The organism is Staphylococcus sp. 11262D007BW, from assembly GCF_053547815.1.
Map to the genome: position 1 here is coordinate 1,408,646 of NZ_JBPWPJ010000001.1, position 21,900 is coordinate 1,430,545.

A 21,900-nucleotide genomic window follows, 5' to 3' on the forward strand; every position below is an offset into this window, starting at 1 on the left:
CCAAGCCTCCTAATTGAATTATACTTCAACACCCATGTCTTTCGCTTTTGCAATGACATCATCAATGCCACCAACTAAACGGAAAGCATCTTCAGGAATGTGGTCATATTTACCATTTAAAATAGCTTTAAAGTCTTCAACTGTTTCTTTTACTGGTACATATGAACCAGGTTGTCCTGTAAACTGTTCAGCTACGTGGAAGTTTTGTGATAAGAAGAATTGAATACGACGTGCGCGTTCAACTGTTTTCTTATCTTCATCTGATAATTCATCCATACCTAAAATTGCAATGATATCTTGCAATTCACGATATTTTTGTAATGTTGATTGTACTTGACGTGCTACATCATAATGTTCTTGACCTACAACAGTTGGTTCAAGCGCGCGTGAAGTAGAAGCTAATGGATCCACCGCTGGGTAAATACCCATTTCACTTAACTTACGCTCTAAGTTTGTTGTTGCATCTAAGTGAGCGAAAGCTGTCGCAGGTGCTGGATCGGTATAGTCATCGGCTGGTACGAAGACCGCTTGAATAGATGTAACCGAACCTTTATTTGTTGATGTAATACGTTCTTGTAATTGACCCATTTCAGTAGCAAGTGTTGGTTGGTAACCAACTGCTGATGGCATACGACCTAATAATGCAGATACCTCAGAACCTGCTTGTGTGAAACGGAAAATGTTATCAATGAATAAAAGAACGTCTTGTCCTTCTTCATCACGGAAGTATTCAGCCATTGTTAATCCTGAAAGTGCTACACGCATACGTGCACCAGGTGGCTCGTTCATTTGACCGAAAACCATGGCTGTTTTAGCAATAACGCCACTGTCTTTCATTTCATAGTATAAGTCATTACCTTCACGTGTACGTTCACCAACTCCGGCAAAAACAGAAATACCGCCGTGTTCTTGCGCGATGTTGTTAATTAATTCTTGGATTAATACAGTTTTACCAACTCCGGCACCACCGAATAACCCGATTTTTCCACCTTTGATATAAGGTGCAAGTAAGTCAACTACTTTAATACCTGTTTCTAAGATTTCTACTTCAGTTGATAATTCATCAAATTGTGGTGCTTCTCTATGAATAGGATCGCGACGAACAGAATCATCCAATTCTCCATCTAAATCGATGTGGTCACCTAAAACGTTAAATACACGACCTAACGTTGCATCACCAACAGGTACACTAATTGGTGCTCCTGTATCTTTAACTTCTGCACCACGTTGAATTCCATCAGTTGAATCCATCGCAATTGTACGAACTAAGTCATCACCTAAATGAAGTGCGACTTCTAATGTTAATTTTTCCATTTGACCTTCTCTAGGCACTTCAACAATTAATGCGTTGTTGATATTTGGAATAGTTTGTTCATCAAAGCGCACATCAATAACTGGCCCCATGACCTGTGTTACATGGCCTAATCCCATCTTTCTTCCTCCTTATAATCAATTATTCTAATGCTGCAGATCCACCAACAATTTCTGTGATTTGTTGCGTGATTGCTGCTTGACGGGCACGGTTATATTCTAATGATAAATCGTCAATCATTTCTGTAGCATTATCAGTTGCATTCTTCATAGCATTCATACGAGAAGCATGCTCACTCGTTTTAGCATCTAAAATAACACCGTAAATTAAACTTTCAATATACTGTGGTAAAAGCACTTTTAAAATGGATTCTTTATCTGGCTCAAATTCATAAGAAGACATCGCACTATGTCCTAAACTTGAATCTTCAGATGTTAATGGTAAAAGTTTTTTGTGTTTCGGTGTGTTTTCAATGACACTAATATAATGGCTATAATAAATGTTTAATTCATCTATTTCTTCATCAACATACATATCAATCGCACGTTTACCAATTGATTGTATCGCTTTAAATGAAGGTTGGTCAGGTATATCTGTTAATGAGTTAGCAATCTCATAACCTCTAGCCTTTAAGAAAGAAGCACCGATTTGCCCTAACACAATAATGCGATATTCGTCTGAACTGTTATGACGCTTTTCAATATCTCTTAACATGTTTTTAATGACATTAGCACTATATGCTCCTGCTAGCCCTCTATCACTTGTCACAACCATATATCCAACTCTTTTAACCGGACGTTCAACCATCATTGGATGTCCTGATTTGGTATTTGAACCTGCAATAGCAGTAATCACATCTTCCATTTTAGTCATATAAGGTTTAAATGTTTTGTTATTTTTCTCTGCTTTACGAAGTTTTGAGTTAGAAACCATGTTCATTGCACTCGTGATTTGTTTCATTTTTTTGGTTGAATGAATTCGAGAATCAATTTCCTTTAATGAAGCCATTATTTCACCACCTTCTCTATATTAATCATCATACGTTATTCAGTTACTTTGAAACTTTTTTTGAATGTATTAATTGCATCTTCAAATTTTTCATCTGCTGGTAAGCCGCCAGTTTCACGAATTTCAGTGAAGATGTCGTTTGCATTACCTTTAACCCATTCAATAATTTCAGCTTCAAAACGTGTAATATCCTCTACTGGAATATCATCTAAATATCCACGTGTTAATGCATAAATAATTAATACTTGGTGTTCAACTGGTAATGGTTTGTTTTGGTCTTGTTTAAGCACCTCAACCGTACGCTTACCACGTTCTAATTTACGAGATGTTGCTTCGTCTAAATCTGAACCAAATTGCGCAAATGATTCTAATTCACGATATGAAGCTAAGTCTAAACGTAATGTCCCAGCAACTTTTTTCATTGCTTTGATTTGTGCTGATCCACCTACACGAGATACAGATAATCCGGCATTAATCGCTGGACGAATACCTGAGAAGAATAAATCTGATTGTAAGAAGATTTGACCATCAGTAATGGAAATAACGTTTGTTGGTACGTAAGCAGAAATATCGCCTGCTTGTGTTTCAACGAATGGTAATGCAGTAATTGAACCGCCACCTAAATCATCATTTAACTTAGCCGCACGTTCTAATAAACGACTATGTAGGTAGAAGACATCACCTGGGTACGCTTCACGACCTGGTGGACGACGTAATAATAATGATAATTCACGATAAGCCGCTGCTTGTTTAGTTAAGTCATCATAAACAACTAATACGTGTTTACCATTGAACATGAACTCTTCTGCCATAGATACACCAGCATATGGTGCAATATAAAGCATTGGTGCAGGTTGTGCTGCTGATGCAGATACAACGATTGTGTAATCTAACGCACCGGCTTGACGTAATTTTTCAACTTGTGCACGAACAGTAGATTCCTTTTGACCAATTGCGACATATACACAAATCATGTCTTGATCTTTTTGGTTTAAAATCGTATCAATTGCTACTGTTGTTTTACCAGTTTGACGGTCACCGATAATCAATTCACGTTGACCACGACCAATTGGTACAAGAGCGTCAATCGCTTTGATACCTGTTTGTAAAGGCTCGTCTACTGATTTACGTGCCATAACACCTGTTGCTTTTTTCTCGATTGGTCTAGTTTTTGATGTGTTAATTGGACCTTGACCATCAATTGGTTGACCAAGAGGATTTACTACGCGACCAATTAACTCTTCGCCAACAGGTACCTCCATAATACGACCAGTACGTTTAACTTCGTCGCCTTCTTTAATATCATCGAAAGGCCCTAAGATTACGACACCCACATTTGTTTCCTCTAAGTTTTGGGCTAATCCAAGAACGCCATTATGAAATTCTAATAATTCTCCAGCCATTACATCATTTAATCCGTGTACTAACGCAATACCGTCACCAATTTGAATTACGGTACCGACATCAGTTACAGACATTTCAGACTCATAGTTTTCGATTTGTGAGCGAAGTAATGCACTGATTTCTTCAGCTTTTATGGCCATCTATGTCACTCCTCTATCTCATCGTTATTAATTTGCTCGGTTAAACTTTTTAACGAGCTGTTCTAAATCATTTTGAACGCTGCCATCATAAACTTTCGTTCCAATTTTGACACGAACGCCTCCGATTAATGAATCATTGACCTCTGACTCAACAATTAAATCATTAAGTCCAATTCGGTTAATTAAAGCTTGTTTAATTTGAATTAATTCATTATCAGTTAAAGGTTGCGCCGTTTCGATATGCGCTTCTGCCAATCCACGTGATTCATTATAAAACCCTTTAAAAGCAGTAAAAATATCATCAATTAAACGAAAATTGCGATGTCCTGCAACGATTTTTAATGTGTTAAATAAGAACGGATTGATTCCTTTAAAGACATGATCAATTAACTTTTTACGATCACTAATTGATACTTTTGGTTCATAATCAATCTGTTTTAAATAATTTATTTTATCCTGAACTGCAGTGTTGATTTCAATAAAATCACTATATACCTCATCTAACACTTCATGTTGTTGAGCTACATCAAAAAGTGCTCGGGCATATCTTTGCGCCACATTAGCCATTACTTATCGCCTACCTCTTTAATGTACTTCTCTACTAATGCTTTTTGATCTTGTTCAGAAATTTCTTTGCGTAAAACTTTAGATGCGATCAGTACAGAAAGTTCGGAAACTTGATTATTGATATCAGCCAATGCACGTTCTTTTTCACTTTTAATTTCACTTTGTGCCGTTTCAATCATGCCATTTGCACGTTGATTTGCTTCGTGAATGATTTCTTCTTGTTGACGTCGTGCTTGAAGTTTAGCATCTTCAATAATTTTTTGGACTTCTTCTTGTGTTTCTTTTAATTTTTTTCTATTTTCTTCTTCTAATCGTTGCGCATTTAATTTTGCATTTTCTGCATCATCAATATCTTGATTAATAGAGCGCTCACGATCATCCATGACTTTTTTCAAGGGTCCCCATGCGAACTTTTTAAGTAACGCTAGTAAAATGATGAACGTAACCATTGTTACAATGATGTCACCAATATTTACTCCGGAACCCGCCGCGAATAAAAATGTGTTAGCAGTCACGTTGTTGTACACTCCTTTCAGTCAACTATTTTAAGTAAAATAAACAATTCGGAATGGTGATAGTCAACTCAAGGTCTTCATTCCATAGTCTAATAAAGCCACTGAGTACTCAGTAAATGAGCCTGATATCGGACGAGTGTAAGTTGAGATGAGCCACAAAACATTAATACCTTTGAAAGCACAATAATGATCTACCAAAAGCAGCGTTTTGTCTCACACACTTTAAACACTTCAAATTTAAACATTTGTTGATAGTGTACAAATATTAGTGCCCTAAACCATAAAGATGAACTCATTTAAAACAATCATCCATTTTGAAAATCAATTCAAAGTATTTTAAAGGGCTGGAACATAAAGAATTAATACACTGAAAAACCGATGATTAACGCTTTTGTCCCAACCTCTTTGACAGTTGTTCGTTCATATGTATCGTGATATGAAACGCGACAATTGTCGTACTCATTACTTGTTACGATAAGGTTCATTAAAAGTTTGATTACATGAATAATACGATGAATGTAATAACTACCCCGATGATAGGAAGTGCCTCAACTAAACCGATACCGATAAACATAATTGACATTAATTGTGTACGCGCTTCTGGTTGACGTGCTACACCTTCTACTGTTCTAGATACGATTAAACCGTTACCAATACCTGCCCCAAGAGCTGATAAACCTATTGCGATTGCTGCTGCGATTAAATTCATTTATAAATCCTCCTAGTAATTTAAAGTTAGTTTATAATTAATGGTCGTCTGCCACTTTGTGTGACATATAAACCATTGATAACATAATGAAAATGTAAGCTTGAATTGAACCTACAAATATTGAGAAACCTTGCCAAATGATTAAACCTGGAATACCGATAATCCAACCAAATGTAGTAAATGTTACGCCTGCTAGTAAGCCGATTAAGATTTCACCAGCGTAAATGTTACCGTAAAGACGTAAGCCTAACGTTAGAGTTGAAGCAAACTCTTCAAAGATGTTGATTGGAAGTAATGCAATATACGGTTGTCCAAATCCTTTCATGTATTGTTTACCGCCACGCATCTTAATACCATAATAATGCGTTAACACAATCATCATTGTTGCTAATGTGAGTGTTACGTGGGCATCCGCAGTTGGTGATTTCCACCATAAGTATTCATCATTTATGAATTGTAGTGGTAAACCTAACATGTTGGCTACGAAAATAAACAATATGAGGGTCACAGCTAAAAAGTGAAATTGCCCACCTTTAGACCATGCCATATTACTTTCAATGATACCTCTTACGAAGTCAAAAACCCACTCTATAAAGTTTTGAGCACCTTTTGGTCTTTTTTGGAGGCGACGAGTACATAAGACTGCAATAACAAACACTATTAATGAGGTAATAAGCACCATCATGATAGTAGATAAGTTAAAATTAATGTCCACTCCAAATAGTTGCCAAGTTACAATGGGGTCTTTATGATCCATATTCAATTTCACCTCTTTTCATCTAAACTCCTACCTTTAATCATGTTTGAATAAAGGCCGGCAAATAATTAACACATACGATACTAATAACCCGATTAATATCCCAATAATATGTAGTTGGTCTTTAAACAACAACCAAACGACACAACAAAGTATCGCTATAAGATAACGCCAGCCATTACCAGTAGAAATCGCTCCACTTGTCTTTTTAATGGATTGGTTTAAATAATACTCAAAAATAAGCGTATTAATTAAAGAACCAACGAGACCAACCATTAGTCCTAAAATGAAAGCATTATTGAAGAAATAATACAGGATTAAAAGCACGATAAACATAACAATATAATATGATAAAAACGGCTGTACAAATGATATAAAGCGTTTCATGAAGCCCCTCTTTTCTATTTCAGACACACCGATGAAAGCCGTTCCATACATACAACTTTCATGATAATATAGGGGGAAAAATGTGTCAATTGCGCATCAAAAAGGTATAAAAAATACATGAAATTTTGTCACAAATTAGACACATTTTCCGTTTTTATACTTTAAATGGGTATGGTTTTTCTTTAATTAAGTCATAATAGTACTTAATATTTTCACAGATTCGTTCTGAAGCTTGTCCATCACCATACGGATTTTGAGCCACACTCATTTTTTCATAAAGTGATTGGTCCGTTAATAAGGCTTTTGTATTTTGATAAACCTCTTCTTCTTCCGTACCCACTAATTTCAATGTACCTGCTTCAACACCTTCTGGGCGTTCAGTTGTATCTCTAAGTACAAGCACTGGTTTACCTAATGATGGTGCTTCTTCTTGTACACCGCCTGAATCCGTTAAAATTAAGTGCGATTGCGCTGCAAAGTTGTGAAAATCAATCACTTCTAATGGCTCAATTAATTCAATACGCTCATGCCCATCTAAATGACGTTGTGCAATTTCGCGTACTTTAGGATTTTTGTGCATTGGGTACACAATGACGACATCTTCAACTTCTTCCACTACACGACGCGCTGCTTTGAAAATATTTTCCATCGGTTGGCCAATATTTTCACGACGATGTGCTGTAAGTAGAATAATGCGTTTACCTTGATGACGTTGAATAATATCAGATTGATATTCATCGCTTACTGTTGTACCCATAGCATCGATAGCTGTATTTCCAGTTACAACAACATGTTCTGCATTTTTATTTTCATTTAATAAATTTTGAGCTGCTTGATCTGTTGGTGCAAAATGTAAATCCGCCATTACACCTGTCATTTGGCGATTCATTTCCTCTGGGAATGGCGAATATTTGTGCCAAGTTCTTAATCCGGCTTCAACATGTCCAATGCTAATTTCATTGTAAAAAGCCGCTAAGCTTCCTGCAAAAGTTGTTGTCGTGTCACCATGTACTAAAATCATATCGGGTTTAGCTTCTTGGATGACATCTTCTAACCCCATTAGTACTCTTGACGTCACCTGTGATAAGGTTTGTCCAGGTTTCATGACATTTAAATCATAATCTGGTTCGATATTAAATGTATCAAGTACAGAATCTAACATTTCACGATGTTGTGCTGTTACAACAACAATTGGTTCAAGTTGATCATCTTTTTGAAGTTGCAAAACAAGAGGCGCCATCTTAATCGCTTCTGGTCTTGTACCGAAAATTGTCATAATCCTTTTCATTACCATTAAACTCCTTGTTTAAATTATTTAGTGCCGAATAATCGGTCACCAGCATCTCCAAGTCCTGGAATGATATAGGCATTTTCATCTAACTTTTCGTCTAAGGCTGCAATATAAATATCCACATCCTCATGTGCTTGTTTTAACTTTTCAACACCTTCTGGCGCTGCAATTAAGCACATAAATCGAATATGATTTGCCCCTCGTTTTTTAAGTGAATTGATTGCTTCAATAGCTGAAGCACCTGTCGCTAACATTGGGTCTACGACGATAATTTCACGTTCTTCAATATCTTGAGGTAACTTCACAAAATACTCAACCGCTTCTAATGTTTCAGGATCACGATATAACCCTACATGTCCAATACGTGCTGCTGGTACTAAATTTAAAATACCAGTTGTCATACCTAATCCTGCTCTTAGAATCGGAATAAAAGCTAGTTTTTTACCTGATAAACGTTTCGCCACAGCTTTTGTCACTGGTGTTTCAATTTCTACATCTTGCAATTCAAGATTTCGTGTCACTTCATATGCCATTAACATACCAACTTCGTCTACTAACTCACGAAATGCTTTCGTACCAGTGTTAACGTCACGAATATAACTTAGTTTATGTTGAATTAATGGGTGATCTAATACTTGTACCTTGCCCATGGTCATGCCTCCGTTTGTACTAGTTCTGATATAAAGGGAATTTTTCAGTTAATTGAGCAACACGTTCTTTCGCTTTTTTCAAAGTAGCTTCATCGTCATGATTTTTAAGTACATCACTCATGATATTCGCTACTTCTTCAAATGCTTTTTCGTCGAATCCTCGACTTGTAGCAGCAGGTGTGCCCAATCGAATACCACTTGTTACAAATGGTTTTTCTTGATCAAATGGAATCGTGTTTTTATTACATGTGATTCCAATTTCATCTAAAGTTTCTTCTGCTACTTTGCCAGTTATGCCGATAGAATTTTTAACATCTACAGCCACTAAATGATTATCAGTACCGCCTGAAACGATGCGGAAATCATTTTTCTGAAGTGTTTCTGCTAATACTTTTGCATTATCAATAACACGTTGTTGATAATCTTTAAAATCTGGTTGTAATGCTTCACCAAATGCCACTGCTTTAGCTGCAATCACATGCTCTAAAGGTCCACCTTGGATACCAGGGAAAATGGTTTTATCAATGTCTTTTTTATATTTTTCCTTACATAAAATCATACCACCACGTGGACCACGTAATGTTTTATGCGTTGTTGTTGTTACAAAATCTGCATATTCTACAGGATTTTGATGTAATCCAGCTGCCACTAAACCAGCAATATGTGCCATGTCTACCATTAGTTTAGCGCCAACTTCATCAGCAATCTCTTTGAACTTTTTAAAATCAATTTGTCTTGAGTACGCAGAAGCGCCAGCAACAATTAATTTTGGCTGATGTTTTTGAGCTAATTGACGTACTTCTTCATAATCAATACGCTCTTCTTCTTTTGTAACACCATAGTCAATAAAGTTATAAGATTTACCACTGAAATTGACTGGTGAGCCGTGGGTTAAATGGCCACCGTGACTTAAGTTCATGCCTAAAACTGTATCACCATGTTCTAGAGCAACTAAATAAACAGCCATATTTGCTTGGGAACCTGAATGGGGTTGGACATTGACATGTTCTGCTTTAAATAATGCTTTTGCACGTTCAATCGCTAATGTCTCAGTTTGATCTACAAACTTACAACCTCCATAATAACGACGCCCAGGATAGCCTTCAGCATATTTGTTGGTCATTACTGAGCCTTGTGCTTCCATAACTGCCTCTGATACAAAGTTCTCTGAGGCAATTAATTCAATATGACTATTCTGACGTTTGAATTCGTTATGAATTGCTTCAAATACTGCATTGTCTTGTTTTTCGATATAAGACATTGACATCTCCCCTTTTCTTAAAGATGATATTTAGCACGTTCTCCTCCAATTTTTTTAGGTCGTGTTGTAGCTACAGTGACAACGGCTTCTCCTATCTTCTTAACAGATGTGCGTATAGGTACCGCAACATGCTTTAAATGCATGCCTATCAACGTTTGACCGATATCGATGCCTTTATCTGCTTGAATACGCTCGACCACCACTGGATTGTTCATATGTCGATACGCATAAGTTGATAAAGATCCACCTGCATGTGTATCTGGCACAACAGATACTTCTTCCATTTGGTAAGCATCAAAATGCTCACGTTCGATCGTTAACGCTCGATTGATATGTTCACAACCTTGAAAAGCAAAAATAACACCTGTGTCTTTTTCAATATTTTGCAACTTTTCAAACAGCATTTGTGCACTATCTAACGAGCCCTCTGTGCCTATACGATGACCGTTAATTTCAGATGTAGAACAACCTATCACGCAAATTTCTCCTTTTTGAAAAAATGATTGCGCCTTAAGTTCGTCTAATAAATCATCTAACGCCTTCATTGCATTCCTCCTTACCTTATGTAAATAAGAAGTCAGGGGTTGAGACATAAAGTATTAATACTCTAGGAAACCGATTAACGGTGTCCCAACCTCCACCTCATTACATAATGTCACTATATGCGCATCTATATCAACTAAACATGCGATATACATTTATTATAACTTATTTTGCTAATGACTTATACTGTTTATACATATCAGAAAGCATGAATTTTATGTTTCAACGCTTCAATTAAAGCATACAGTTGATTGAACGTTTCTTCGTAAATCGCTTGGCTACCTCCAAACGGATCCGAAATATAGCCAGGTTTATCGACATATTCAGTTAAGACGTGTACATTCACTTCACTGCCATACTGTTGTTGAATAAACCATTTATGCTCGGGAGTCATCGTTAAAATTAAATCCGCTTCGGCATCATTTTCTGTAAAGGATTCTGATTGTGCTTTAATTGTATATTGATGTTGGGTCATTAACTGTTTAGCATGCTCTGCAATGGGCATAGCTTGAGGCACCATAATTCCTTTTGACGAAATGCGATGTTCTGCTAAAAGATTCTTCGCGATCCCCTCAGCCATTGGGCTACGACATGTATTGCCTGTACAAACGAAAACAATATTCATAAAGTTTCATCCTCCACTATTTGATGATTACACGCTTTAAGCATTCGATTATGTAATGCTTCAGTTTGATTTGATTCAGGATATCCATATATATACGCTATTTCAACATTGTCTAATGTATCTAATTGGTGTAACGCACTATACAAATTATGGTTTGCGGTTGAAATATCGTTGGCATCTTCACTCAGAATAAGCACTTTGGCAGTAGAAGGTACCCATTTTTTGAAAGTGTTTGGAATAATGAAGGCGATGTTTTCCCAATCATTATGAGTATCTTGCCTTACCGGACCATTAAAATGTTTAATCATTACAAGTGGTGTATTTGGAGCGTAATGTTTATATTTCATCCCTGGCGCAATCGGCTTATCACTTAAAGCCACATCGCTTTGATCAATAGAATGTGGTAACACTTCATTTAACATCGTTCGTGTAATGGTACCTGGACGTGCCACTTTAAAAGGATAAGAAGTACAATCTAATACAGTACTTTCAAGCCCAGCATCACTTTGTGTTGAACGAATTATTCCATCAACGCGGTGGTTCAAATCGTGGTAAGCATGTTCGAATGTCGTTGGAGAAGGACGGCCACTTAAGTTGGCACTAGGTGCTGCAACAGGTAGATTTAATGCCTTTAATACTTGTCTCGCAATCGGATGGCTTGGCATGCGTACTGCTACCGAGTCAAGACCTCCCGTCACACGTTCACTTAAATATCCTTTTTTTAACGGTAATATAAATGTAATCGGTCCAGGCCAAAACGCATCCATTAATTGACGGACTTCTGTAGATATATGTGATATAAAATCATCTAATTGTGCCCTGTCGTAGATATGAACAATTAAAGGGTTATCAGACGGACGCCCTTTCGCTTTATAAATATTTTGAATGGCTGTTTCATCTAAAGCATTAGCACCTAAGCCATACACCGTTTCAGTTGGTAAGACGACAAGCCCCCCATCACGAAAAGTGGCCAATATCTCATTAAACTTAGGATAACGTTCCAAACTGTGTGTATACTCGCGCACATCCCAAATGTGTGTCTCTTTCATAACTATCACCTCATTTCGATTTAAAAGAAAGAGGTTGAGAGCAAAGTGTTTAAGGCTTAAGAAGAACGACACGATAACGACCACTTTTTTAAGTTTCATAAATTCGTAAATGTTCTACCATAACCTCTGCTTGTAGAAGACCGTTGTTAAGTCTTCGAGCGTAAAACCTTTATTTCCCAACCTCTATAAAATATACAATTTACTATCTTCATTTAAGCACTTGACCAAATAAAACTAAAAATACGTTCATTACCATTAATATCTAGAATCACTTCCGGTGTCAAATGTGGATACATTTGCTGTAATATCATTGTTAGATGACGGCCTTGTTTAAAACCAATCTCTAATACAACAGGCGCTCCCTCATTTAAAACGTACGGTAGTTTTTCAAATAGCGCTTTATACATCGCGAAACCATTATCTTCAGCAAATAACGCAATGTGCGGCTCATAGTCCAATACGCTTTCATCCATGTACTGCGTTTCCTCAACCCCAATATAAGGCGGATTAGAAATCAATCCATCTAAACGGATATTTTCTTCTATGAGTGGTGTTAAACCATCGCCTTGTAATAAATGAATGGCACATTGATGTGCTTTACAATTATCTTCCGTCACTTTCAAAGCTTCTGAAGAAATATCAGTTCCATACACAGTTAAATGTGGTTTTTCCAACTTTAGTGTTATCGCAATTACGCCACTACCACAACCAATATCTGCAATACACCCTTTATCAGGTAACTGACTCATAAAATGATGGACAACCTCTTCTGTTTCAGGTCTAGGAATTAACACATTGTCATTCACACTAAATGTTCGTCCATAAAAAGATGTCGCCCCTACAATATATTGTAACGGTACATGATGTATTAATTGGCTTAACCCACCATCCAATTGTTGCAATTGCTCAGGTGGTATGTCTTCTTGTTGATTCATTAAAAAGTCTAATTTTGACCATTGCATTAAATCAATCACTAACCACTCAGCATTTTGTGATTCTTGATTATGATCAGCAAGTTGAGCTTTTGCTGCTTGTACCCAAGATCTATAATTCACCATTATTAAGTTCTTTCAGTTTTTCAGTTTGTTCATGCATCGTTAATGCATCAACGATTTCATCTAACTTACCTTCAATAATTTGATCTAATTTTTGCAATGTAAGACCAATGCGGTGATCAGTAACACGACTTTGTGGATAATTATAAGTACGAATACGTTCAGAACGATCACCAGAACCTACAGCTGATTTACGTTGTGCTGCATATTTTTGTTCCTCTTCTTGACGTTTCATATCATAAAGACGTGCTTTTAATACTTTCATCGCTTTTTCGCGGTTTTGAATTTGTGATTTTTCAGAAGAAGTGGCAATGATACCTGTTGGTAAGTGTGTAATACGCACAGCAGAGTCTGTAGTATTAACGTGTTGTCCACCGGCACCACTTGAACGATACGTATCTATTTTTAAATCTTCATTTCTAATTTCAATTTCAACATCTTCAACTTCTGGTAAGACTGCTACCGTCGCTGTTGATGTATGAATGCGTCCTCCTGATTCTGTTTCAGGAACACGTTGAACACGATGTGCGCCATTTTCAAATTTCAATTTACTGTAGGCACCTTCACCAGAAACTTGGAAACTGATTTCTTTATAGCCACCATGATCACTTTCAGCAACTTCGACAATTTCAGTTTTGAAGTTGTGAGATTCCGCGTATTTTGAGTACATACGGAATAAATCACCTGCGAATATTGCAGCTTCATCCCCACCTGCTGCGGCACGAATTTCAACAATGACGTCTTTTTCATCGTTTGGATCTTTTGGTATTAATAATACTTTTAGTTGCTCTTCTAATTCTGGAATCTCAGTTTTTAAAGTACTTAATTCTTCTTTGAGCATCTCAACTTCATCTTGATCTGTTGTGTCATTAAGCATCATTTCAATTTCTGAGACATCTTCTTTATCTTGCTTATAGTGACGATACACTTCTACTGTTTTTTGTAAGTCCGCTTGTTCTTTAGAGTACTTTCTCAATTTCTCTGGATCACTTACAACATCAGGGTCACTTAATAATTCATTTAATTGTTCATATCTTTCTTCTACGATATCTAATTGATTAAACATTAATTTAAGTCCTCCTCTTTAGTATTTGAAGGTGCAACAACATGGTGCGCACGACATCTCGGTTCATAACTTTCATTAGCACCTACCAATATTGTAGGATCATCGAATTTAGCAGGTCTGCCATCAATCAGTCGTTGGGTACGGCTTGATGATGCACCACATACAGCACAGACAGCTTGAAGTTTCGTAATATGCTCACTGACCGCTAACATTTCTGGAACAGGGTGAAACGGTTCGCCTCTAAAGTCCATATCTAAGCCAGCCACAATCACACGATACCCTTTTTCAGCAAGTTGTTCTGCGATACGTACAACTTCTTGATCAAAAAATTGAATCTCATCGATACCTATAATGTCTACACCTGTAAAATCATACTCTAATATTTCATTTGCCTTTTGAATAGTAACGGCTTCTATCGCATTGCCATTATGAGACACTACTTTTTCTTTTTGATAACGATCATCTATTGTAGGTTTAAACACGATTACTTTTTGTTTTGCATACACACCTCTTCGTAATCGTCGAATTAGTTCTTCTGATTTACCACTAAACATACTTCCAGTGATGCATTCTATCCAACCCGAATGGTACGCTTCATACATAAACTTTCCACCTTTTTCTTCAAAACAAAATCACTTCATTATATCATATTTTTAACATCGTTATAGTCATTCTCGAAAAGAGTTAAAAAATCATTTAAAATTTAACCTTCCTATTCCCTGATGTTATCTATTTCACTTTTCTATGTAACTTAAAAAAGCATTTCCATACAAAATGGAAATGCTTGAATACTCATTAGTTGTTGTTTGATTTGAAACCAAACTTTTTGTTGAAACGTTCCACACGTCCGTCTGCAGCTGCGAACTTTTGACGTCCTGTGTAGAATGGATGTGAATCAGAAGAAATATCTAAACGAATAACAGGATATTCGTTGCCATCTTCCCATTCCATAGTTTCGCTTGATTGTTTTGTAGAACCGCTTAAGAATTTGTAATTAGTTGTTGTATCTAAGAAGATAACTTTGCGGTATTCAGGATGGATTCCTTGTTTCATTATTTTCAGCTCCTTTGCCCTGAACCATCTGGAACAGAGTTATTTGTGAGTTTTTACCCAATACTTACACATTATATATGCTAAAAAATTAAAAAGCAACCCTACATAGACATTTATTCATGTTAAATAATCGGTTTACCTGTTTTGGTACTTTCTACTGCACGCTTTTGAAGTTCATTAAAAAATTCTTCATTTGTCTTCGTACGTTTAAGTGCGCGAATAAAGCGCTCAGAAAAGTCCGGACTATTTGAAAACATATTGCGAAGTTGCCATAAACTATCTAGTTCTGATTTTGATAATAAAATCTCTTCTTTACGTGTAGAACTGCGTGAAATATCAATTGCTGGGAAAATACGTCGTTCTGATAAGCGACGATCTAAATGTAATTCCATATTTCCAGTCCCTTTAAATTCTTCGTAAATCATGTCGTCCATGCGAGATCCAGTATCTACAAGCGCTGTCGCTAAAATTGTTAAACTACCACCCGCTTCGATATTACGAGCAGCCCCAAAGAAACGTTTAGGACCATGTAAAGAAGCTGGATCTAAACCACCTGATAGTGTACGTCCACTAGGCGGAATCACCAAGTTATACGCTCTTGCAAGTCGCGTGATTGAATCCATCAAAATAATGACATCTTCACCAATTTCAACAAGACGTTTAGCACGTTCTAAAAGTAATTCAGATACTTTAACGTGATGTTTAGGATGTTCATCAAATGTTGAATGAACAATCTCAGCTTCTTCAACAGAACGTTCTAAATCTGTCACCTCTTCTGGACGTTCTCCAACAAGAAGGATAAATAATTTAGCATCTGGTTTATTTTTAACAATTGCATTAGCGATTTCTTTAAGCAATGAGGTTTTTCCTGCTTTAGGTGGTGCTACAATCAATCCACGTTGACCGAGACCAATTGGGGTAATTAAATTCATCATACGTGTTGAATAATGATGAGGTTCAGTTTCCAGTTGAATGCGTTCCTCAGGGTATAACGGTGTTAACGCTTGGAAGTGCGGTCGTTTTTTTACTTCTTCTGCATTGTGGTCATTGACAAAGTCAACTTGCAATAAGCCATAGTACTTTTCATTTTCCTTAGGCTTCCTTACTTTACCAGTAACCTTATCGCCTAATTTAATTTCAAAACGGCGAATCTGACTTGCAGAAATATAAATATCTTTTTCTCCTTTAGAGAAGTTAACAGTTCTTAAAAAGCCGTAACCATCTTGTTGGATATCATCAAGAATACCTTCCATATAATAGTTACCGTCTTTCTCCATTTGGGCTTCCATAATAGCAAGCACCAATTCTTTTTTATTTAACTTACTATAATTAACAACCTTTAAATCTTTTGCTTTCTGCGTCAAAGCTTTTGTTGTGTAATTTTTATATAGTTCATGAAAGGACTCGTATTGAGGCGAAGTTCTTTCTCGTGTAGCCATATTAAACACTCATTTCATTTTATTTTCTATCATTATAAAGCATTTAGCGATACGACATCAACAATACTATAGCAAAAATCCTCAGTAAACACAAAGAGTGTGGAAGAAAGCGTTTTGAACCTGAGCAAAATCGTCCAGGAAGCAGAAATTGTTTTCCAAATTTATGCGCCCTGGGATTTTTGTTGAGGGTTCTGCTTTCTGGAGCCGGATTATACAAAGTGTGGAAGAAAGCGTTTAGAAATTGAGAAGAATCAAGCAAGAAGCGAAGATTGTTCTTTAATCTTTGCGCCTTGCGTAGTTCTGTTGAAATTTCTGCTTTCTGGAACCGGATTATACAAAGTGTGGACAATTGCGCTCAGGATTCAATGTGATTACGTGCACTTTGAGCGAAGTAATTTAGTGTTCGTTATGCAAGTGAACCTTAATAACAATAGTAACCCCTATATAACCTAAAAAAGTTGGGACAAAAGTATAAATACTTCTGCCCCAACATCTTCATTTAAATACATGATTAAATTTTATAATAACCAGTGATTGATTTAACTTCAAGGTATTCATCAATACCGTAGTCGCCCCATTCTCTACCTAAGCCTGATTGTTTATAACCACCGAATGGTAGGTCAGGTGTGCGACCTGATTCGTTGATTTCAATTGTACCCGCTTCTACAGAACGAGCAACTTTTTTCAATGATTCAGTGTCTTTACCATAAACATAGCCTGCAAGACCATATTTTGTATCATTTGCAATATCAATTGCTTCATCTAAATCTTTGTAAGTGATAACTGACATAACAGGTCCAAAGATTTCTTCTTGCGCAATTGTCATTTTATTATCAACATCTGTGAAGATTGTAGGTTTAGCGAAGTAACCTTTTTCAAGGCCGTCCGGTTTACCAACACCACCATAGAATAGTGTCGCACCTTCATCGATACCTTTTTGAATATAATCTTGAACTTGGTTAAATTGTTTTTCGCTCACGATTGGACCCATTTCTGTTTCTTTATCTTGAGGGTCTCCTACTTTAACTTCACTCACTACTTTTTTAACTTCTTCTAAAAAGTCATCTTTCATTGATTCTGGAATGATTGTTCTTGTACCAGCAGTACAAACTTGACCAGTATTATTTACAACTTTTCCAACTGCTGCTTTAGCCGCTTCTTTAATGTCAGCGTCATCTAAAATAATATATGGTGATTTACCACCTAATTCTAATGACACTTTTTTAAAGTCTTTGCTTGCTTTTTCCATGATTTTTGAACCAGTTGCACCAGAACCTGTAAATGAAACCATGCGTACATCTGGGTGTTCAGTAAGTGGGTTACCTACACCTTCACCGTCACCATTAACAAGGTTGAATACACCTTTAGGTACGCCTACTTTATCAAAGATTTCAGCTAAAATGATTGCTGCATATGGTGTCATTTCAGATGGTTTTAATACTACTGGACTACCTGCTGCAAATGCGGCTGCTAATTTAAGTGATGTTTGGTTAGTTGGGAAGTTCCAAGGTGTAATTAATCCTGCAACCCCAATCGCTTCTTTAACAACTAAGTTATCTCCGCGTTGTTCTTCAAATTGGAAATTATCTAATGCATCATACGCTGCTTGGAAATGATTTAATCCCATTTGATAATGAACTTCTTCAGATTTCGTTACTGGAGATCCTAATTCTAATGTCATTGCTTCAATTAAATCATCTTTACGATTTTTATATTCTTCAACAATTTTTCCAAGAAGTGCTTGACGTTCTTTTACTGGCTTATTACGGAATTCAACATAAACATTACGTGCTGCTTCTACAGCTTTATCGACGTCTTCTTTGTTACCTTTCGCAATGTGGCCAATAACTTCTTCTGTTGCTGGATTAATGACTTCCATTGTTTCGCCACTTGCGCTATCAATCCATTCGCCATTAATATATTGTCTTACTTGATCTCTCATGAACTGACACTCCTCTAAATAATTTGTTAGTTATTTTATAACCGTTAGGGAATCAGGATAAACGTTTTATCACTCGTTATGCAATTATTTCGACCTATTATTCAATAGCTAAAACGCTTTACGCTTAAGTACAAAACGCATTGCGACCAATTAAAAAAAGCTATGACATACTTTTAAATGTATGCCATAGCTTGTCGTTATTTATAATTTAACTCGTTTTTGGAGTATCATCTAATTGGATATGCTTATGCGCCCAATCTTCTAGAGGTTTTAACGCTTTCGCTAATTCCATGCCTTTATCTGTTAAATGGTAACATACTGAAGGTGGATTCTCTGATATAACCTCTTTCGTAAGCAATCCCGCTTCAGCTAATTCTGCCACTTTGAGTGACAAAGCTCTATTTGTGATCGGTTTTAAATCCCGTTTCATCTCAGAAAAATGGGCTTTTTGATTAGGACACTTTGATAAGTAATGCAAAATCAAACCGTTCCAACTACGCCCTAGCACTTTAAATGTTTCTTCTAAATATGGGCATACTTCCATAGTTATCACCTCTTAAAAAAATACGATATGATAACAACATTTATGATTAGGCATCGACTGTTTCAGTCCATATTTCTGCACCCAATTGTTTTAATGTTTGAACAATATCAGTATAACCTCTATATATATGCCTTACATTAAAAATTGTTGTCACACCATTTGCAATCAGTCCCGCTACGATTAAGCAAGCCCCCGCTCGAAGATCACTAGCGTATACATCGGCGCCTGTTAATTCTGAAGGTTTAATCGTTGCTGTGCCTCTATCAGAAGTGATAGACGCATTCATGTTTTGTAATTCTTTCACATGTTTAAAACGTTCAGGATAAATTGTATCTGTTACAAAACTTGGGCCATTTGCTAAAAATAATAACGGCGTAACTGGTTGTTGTAAATCTGTGGCAAAACCTGGATAAACCAGTGTTTTAATATCCACACTATTATATTCATCACGTGATTGCACCACCACGTAGTCATCACCTAACTCGATGCCGACGCCAAGTTCTTTAAGCTTCACTGTGAGTGGCTCCACGTGTTTCGGAATAATATTGTTAATTACAACACGTTCACCTTTAGCTGCAGCAACACACATATAAGTACCTGCTTCAATACGGTCAGGAATGATGGTATGTTCGCCACCTTTTAAAGATTGAACACCGTTAATCTTAATTGTACTTGTTCCAGCACCAGAAATTTGAGCTCCCATACTATTTAAAAAGTTAGCTACATCCACCACTTCTGGTTCTTTAGCAGCATTTTCAATAATAGATTGCCCTTCAGCATGACTTGCCGCTAGCATGATGTTGATTGTAGCTCCCACACTAACAATATCTAAATAGATGTTAGCCCCTACAAGTTGATCCGCTTCAAGTTTCATTGTATGTTCATCAGTTTCATCAACTGTCGCACCTAAAGCTTTAAACCCTTTTAAGTGTTGGTCAATTGGTCGTGGTCCGAGCGGGCATCCTCCTGGGAGTCCAATAACGCACTTTTTAAAACGACCTAACATTGCGCCCATCATATAATATGACGCACGCAATGATTCTACTTTATGGTTAGGTAATCTTGTATTTTGAATATGAGTTGGATCAATTTGGAGTGTTGTTCCCTCTAAAGTCGTTTTGATGTTTAAATCTTCTAATAAGCTGACTAGCGTTTGAACATCTGAAATTTTCGGCAAGCCCTTTAAAGTCACTTGCTCTGTAGCCATTAATGATGCAGGAATAATCGCAACTGAACTATTTTTTGCACCACTGATATCGACCTTTCCCTTTAAAGGTCGACCACCCTTAATTTTAATAACTTCTTGTGCCATGTCATTGAACTCCTTTTCCCTTACTCATTTCTACATAAAATACTACATTAAAAGCATTATAATGTACTCGTGCCAAAATTGCAAAGGCACTGTTTTTCAATTCCAATATTTAGACAACCCTAAAAGATAAATGATTTATCACATATAAAAGTTAAATAAATAAGAACGAAATGGAAACCCCCACTTTCAACTTTCCACTCCGTTCTCAATTCATTTAACTTTATAAAGTTCATATAAACGATAAAGAAAGGTATGTCTCTATTCTTTACCTCAAAACACTCTAAATAAACGCCACTGACTAACCTTTAATATAGTCCGCTTTTTGAGATGTACCAAATTCTTTAATTTTGCCCTTCACTGTTTCTTTAATCGCTTCTCTTGCTGGTCCTAAATATTTACGCGGATCATACATGTCTTTATTTTCATCTAATACTTCGCGTACACGCTTAGCTGATGCAATTTGGTTTTCAGTATTTACATTAATTTTAGCCGTACCGAAAGAAATCGCTTTTTGAATATCATGTGTTGGAATACCTGTGCCGCCATGTAAGACAAGTGGTAATCCTGTTGAAGCACCAATTTCTTCCATTTCTTTAAATCCTAAGTTTGGTTCACCTTTGTAAGGTCCATGCACTGAACCTAAAGCAGGTGCTAACGTATCAATTCCTGTTGCTTTAACTAAGTTTTGACATTCAATTGGATCCGCATAGATTACGCCATCAGCAACTACGTCGTCTTCTTGACCTCCGACAGTACCTAATTCCGCTTCGACTGACACACCACGTTCATGCGCATAGTCTACCACCTTAGATGTGATTTTAACGTTGTTTTCATAAGTTTCGTGTGACGCATCAATCATCACTGATGTAAAGCCAGCATCAATCGCTTCTTTACACTTTTCAAAACTTGATCCATGGTCTAAATGAATCGCTACTGGAATAGTAATTTGATAATCATGTAATAATCCTTCGACCATTTTTACAACTGTATAGAAACCACCCATATATCGAGCGGCACCTTCAGATACTCCTAAAATGACCGGTGCATTTTCTTCTTGAGAAGCTTGAAGAATTGCTTGTGTAAACTCTAAATTGTTTAAGTTATATTGTCCTACTGCATAACCTTTTTCTTTTGCATCGATTAACATTTCTTTCATTGAAACTAAAGGCATGAAAGTTCCTCCTATGGTGCATGAAGCACGAATATTTTATACTGAAATTATACCAAAATTAGACAACTTCTGCATGACTAAATCGGTTAAATTATAAAAA

Annotated in this window: 23 protein-coding genes; all 23 read right to left on the minus strand. The window is 36.6% G+C overall.

All coding sequences use genetic code 11. From position 1 onward, the window contains the following. Positions 1–18: 18 nt before the first annotated feature. Positions 19–1,431 carry a F0F1 ATP synthase subunit beta gene (gene atpD / locus ACEE93_RS07015; RefSeq protein WP_449156038.1) on the minus strand — a complete coding sequence of 471 codons (1,413 nt, stop codon included), beginning with the start codon at positions 1,429–1,431 and terminating at the stop codon, positions 19–21. Between the two features lie 22 nt (positions 1,432–1,453). Next, complete coding sequence (gene atpG, locus ACEE93_RS07020; protein WP_449156039.1) at positions 1,454–2,320, minus strand: ATP synthase F1 subunit gamma; 867 nt, start codon at positions 2,318–2,320, stop codon at positions 1,454–1,456. A gap of 35 nt (positions 2,321–2,355) precedes the next feature. After that, positions 2,356–3,864: a F0F1 ATP synthase subunit alpha gene (gene atpA, locus ACEE93_RS07025; RefSeq protein ID WP_449156040.1), complete on the minus strand. Its 1,509-nt coding sequence runs from the start codon at positions 3,862–3,864 to the stop codon at positions 2,356–2,358. 27 nt (positions 3,865–3,891) lie between these two features. Next, positions 3,892–4,431, minus strand: a complete 540-nt coding sequence (locus ACEE93_RS07030) for a F0F1 ATP synthase subunit delta (protein ID WP_449156041.1) — start codon at positions 4,429–4,431, stop codon at positions 3,892–3,894. Beyond that, complete coding sequence (locus tag ACEE93_RS07035; protein WP_449156042.1) at positions 4,431–4,946, minus strand: F0F1 ATP synthase subunit B; 516 nt, start codon at positions 4,944–4,946, stop codon at positions 4,431–4,433. Before ACEE93_RS07035 ends, ACEE93_RS07030 begins: the two co-directional genes overlap by 1 nt. A gap of 496 nt (positions 4,947–5,442) precedes the next feature. After that, the gene (gene atpE, locus ACEE93_RS07040) at positions 5,443–5,655 is read right to left on the minus strand and encodes a F0F1 ATP synthase subunit C (RefSeq protein WP_103207316.1); all 213 of its coding nucleotides are present in this window, start codon (positions 5,653–5,655) and stop codon (positions 5,443–5,445) included. A 37-nt stretch (positions 5,656–5,692) separates the two neighbouring features. Then, the gene (gene atpB, locus ACEE93_RS07045; protein ID WP_449156043.1) at positions 5,693–6,412 is read right to left on the minus strand and encodes a F0F1 ATP synthase subunit A; all 720 of its coding nucleotides are present in this window, start codon (positions 6,410–6,412) and stop codon (positions 5,693–5,695) included. A 36-nt stretch (positions 6,413–6,448) separates the two neighbouring features. Then, entirely contained in the window at positions 6,449–6,799 is a 351-nt protein-coding gene (locus tag ACEE93_RS07050) for an ATP synthase subunit I (RefSeq protein ID WP_449156044.1), read from the minus strand. Between the two features lie 154 nt (positions 6,800–6,953). Then, a complete protein-coding gene (gene wecB / locus ACEE93_RS07055; RefSeq protein WP_449156045.1) occupies positions 6,954–8,087 on the minus strand; it encodes a non-hydrolyzing UDP-N-acetylglucosamine 2-epimerase in 1,134 nt (377 codons plus the stop codon). 23 nt (positions 8,088–8,110) lie between these two features. Further along, positions 8,111–8,740 carry a uracil phosphoribosyltransferase gene (gene upp, locus ACEE93_RS07060; protein WP_449156046.1) on the minus strand — a complete coding sequence of 210 codons (630 nt, stop codon included), beginning with the start codon at positions 8,738–8,740 and terminating at the stop codon, positions 8,111–8,113. Positions 8,741–8,759: 19 nt separating this feature from the next. Further along, entirely contained in the window at positions 8,760–10,001 is a 1,242-nt protein-coding gene (gene glyA, locus ACEE93_RS07065; protein ID WP_449156047.1) for a serine hydroxymethyltransferase, read from the minus strand. Between the two features lie 17 nt (positions 10,002–10,018). Beyond that, positions 10,019–10,546 (minus strand): TIGR01440 family protein, encoded by a 528-nt coding sequence (locus ACEE93_RS07070; RefSeq protein WP_449156048.1) that lies wholly within the window; start codon positions 10,544–10,546, stop codon positions 10,019–10,021. Between the two features lie 197 nt (positions 10,547–10,743). Further along, positions 10,744–11,169 carry a low molecular weight protein arginine phosphatase gene (locus tag ACEE93_RS07075; protein WP_449156049.1) on the minus strand — a complete coding sequence of 142 codons (426 nt, stop codon included), beginning with the start codon at positions 11,167–11,169 and terminating at the stop codon, positions 10,744–10,746. Continuing rightward, entirely contained in the window at positions 11,166–12,218 is a 1,053-nt protein-coding gene (locus tag ACEE93_RS07080; RefSeq protein ID WP_449156050.1) for an L-threonylcarbamoyladenylate synthase, read from the minus strand. The genes ACEE93_RS07075 and ACEE93_RS07080 overlap by 4 nt, the downstream gene beginning before the upstream one ends. Positions 12,219–12,430: 212 nt before the next feature. Then, positions 12,431–13,276 (minus strand): peptide chain release factor N(5)-glutamine methyltransferase, encoded by an 846-nt coding sequence (gene prmC / locus ACEE93_RS07085; protein ID WP_449156051.1) that lies wholly within the window; start codon positions 13,274–13,276, stop codon positions 12,431–12,433. Further along, entirely contained in the window at positions 13,263–14,339 is a 1,077-nt protein-coding gene (gene prfA, locus ACEE93_RS07090) for a peptide chain release factor 1 (protein ID WP_449156052.1), read from the minus strand. Before prfA ends, prmC begins: the two co-directional genes overlap by 14 nt. Continuing rightward, a complete protein-coding gene (locus tag ACEE93_RS07095) occupies positions 14,339–14,941 on the minus strand; it encodes a thymidine kinase (protein WP_449156053.1) in 603 nt (200 codons plus the stop codon). Before ACEE93_RS07095 ends, prfA begins: the two co-directional genes overlap by 1 nt. Before the next feature lie 193 nt (positions 14,942–15,134). After that, on the minus strand, positions 15,135–15,392 hold the full coding sequence (locus ACEE93_RS07100) for a type B 50S ribosomal protein L31 (RefSeq protein WP_449156054.1): 258 nt from the start codon (positions 15,390–15,392) through the stop codon (positions 15,135–15,137). A gap of 122 nt (positions 15,393–15,514) precedes the next feature. Further along, the gene (gene rho / locus ACEE93_RS07105) at positions 15,515–16,831 is read right to left on the minus strand and encodes a transcription termination factor Rho (RefSeq protein WP_449156055.1); all 1,317 of its coding nucleotides are present in this window, start codon (positions 16,829–16,831) and stop codon (positions 15,515–15,517) included. 511 nt (positions 16,832–17,342) lie between these two features. After that, positions 17,343–18,773, minus strand: coding sequence for an aldehyde dehydrogenase family protein (locus tag ACEE93_RS07110; RefSeq protein WP_449156056.1), 1,431 nt, complete (start codon positions 18,771–18,773; stop codon positions 17,343–17,345). Positions 18,774–18,981: 208 nt separating this feature from the next. Beyond that, positions 18,982–19,317 (minus strand): winged helix-turn-helix transcriptional regulator, encoded by a 336-nt coding sequence (locus ACEE93_RS07115; protein ID WP_449156057.1) that lies wholly within the window; start codon positions 19,315–19,317, stop codon positions 18,982–18,984. 46 nt (positions 19,318–19,363) lie between these two features. Then, positions 19,364–20,629 (minus strand): UDP-N-acetylglucosamine 1-carboxyvinyltransferase, encoded by a 1,266-nt coding sequence (locus ACEE93_RS07120; RefSeq protein WP_449156058.1) that lies wholly within the window; start codon positions 20,627–20,629, stop codon positions 19,364–19,366. Positions 20,630–20,927: 298 nt separating this feature from the next. Beyond that, the gene (gene fdaB / locus ACEE93_RS07125) at positions 20,928–21,800 is read right to left on the minus strand and encodes a class IIb fructose-bisphosphate aldolase FdaB (protein WP_449156059.1); all 873 of its coding nucleotides are present in this window, start codon (positions 21,798–21,800) and stop codon (positions 20,928–20,930) included. Between the last annotated feature and the right edge of the window lie 100 nt (positions 21,801–21,900).

Coding starts and splice junctions, on each gene's coding strand:
- ACEE93_RS07080 (WP_449156050.1), bottom strand. CDS start 12,218: ATGAAAGAGACACACATTTGGGATGTGCGCGAGTATACACACAGTTTG.
- fdaB (WP_449156059.1), bottom strand. CDS start 21,800: ATGCCTTTAGTTTCAATGAAAGAAATGTTAATCGATGCAAAAGAAAAA.
- prfA (WP_449156052.1), bottom strand. CDS start 14,339: ATGTTTAATCAATTAGATATCGTAGAAGAAAGATATGAACAATTAAAT.
- atpB (WP_449156043.1), bottom strand. CDS start 6,412: ATGGATCATAAAGACCCCATTGTAACTTGGCAACTATTTGGAGTGGAC.
- ACEE93_RS07030 (WP_449156041.1), bottom strand. CDS start 4,431: ATGGCTAATGTGGCGCAAAGATATGCCCGAGCACTTTTTGATGTAGCT.
- ACEE93_RS07115 (WP_449156057.1), bottom strand. CDS start 19,317: ATGGAAGTATGCCCATATTTAGAAGAAACATTTAAAGTGCTAGGGCGT.
- rho (WP_449156055.1), bottom strand. CDS start 16,831: ATGGCTACACGAGAAAGAACTTCGCCTCAATACGAGTCCTTTCATGAA.
- ACEE93_RS07070 (WP_449156048.1), bottom strand. CDS start 10,546: ATGAAGGCGTTAGATGATTTATTAGACGAACTTAAGGCGCAATCATTT.
- ACEE93_RS07075 (WP_449156049.1), bottom strand. CDS start 11,169: ATGAATATTGTTTTCGTTTGTACAGGCAATACATGTCGTAGCCCAATG.
- atpE (WP_103207316.1), bottom strand. CDS start 5,655: ATGAATTTAATCGCAGCAGCAATCGCAATAGGTTTATCAGCTCTTGGG.
- ACEE93_RS07120 (WP_449156058.1), bottom strand. CDS start 20,629: ATGGCACAAGAAGTTATTAAAATTAAGGGTGGTCGACCTTTAAAGGGA.
- ACEE93_RS07095 (WP_449156053.1), bottom strand. CDS start 14,941: ATGTATGAAGCGTACCATTCGGGTTGGATAGAATGCATCACTGGAAGT.
- ACEE93_RS07110 (WP_449156056.1), bottom strand. CDS start 18,773: ATGAGAGATCAAGTAAGACAATATATTAATGGCGAATGGATTGATAGC.
- ACEE93_RS07050 (WP_449156044.1), bottom strand. CDS start 6,799: ATGAAACGCTTTATATCATTTGTACAGCCGTTTTTATCATATTATATT.
- atpA (WP_449156040.1), bottom strand. CDS start 3,864: ATGGCCATAAAAGCTGAAGAAATCAGTGCATTACTTCGCTCACAAATC.
- prmC (WP_449156051.1), bottom strand. CDS start 13,276: ATGGTGAATTATAGATCTTGGGTACAAGCAGCAAAAGCTCAACTTGCT.
- ACEE93_RS07100 (WP_449156054.1), bottom strand. CDS start 15,392: ATGAAACAAGGAATCCATCCTGAATACCGCAAAGTTATCTTCTTAGAT.
- glyA (WP_449156047.1), bottom strand. CDS start 10,001: ATGTCTTATATCGAAAAACAAGACAATGCAGTATTTGAAGCAATTCAT.
- atpD (WP_449156038.1), bottom strand. CDS start 1,431: ATGGGATTAGGCCATGTAACACAGGTCATGGGGCCAGTTATTGATGTG.
- atpG (WP_449156039.1), bottom strand. CDS start 2,320: ATGGCTTCATTAAAGGAAATTGATTCTCGAATTCATTCAACCAAAAAA.
- upp (WP_449156046.1), bottom strand. CDS start 8,740: ATGGGCAAGGTACAAGTATTAGATCACCCATTAATTCAACATAAACTA.
- wecB (WP_449156045.1), bottom strand. CDS start 8,087: ATGAAAAGGATTATGACAATTTTCGGTACAAGACCAGAAGCGATTAAG.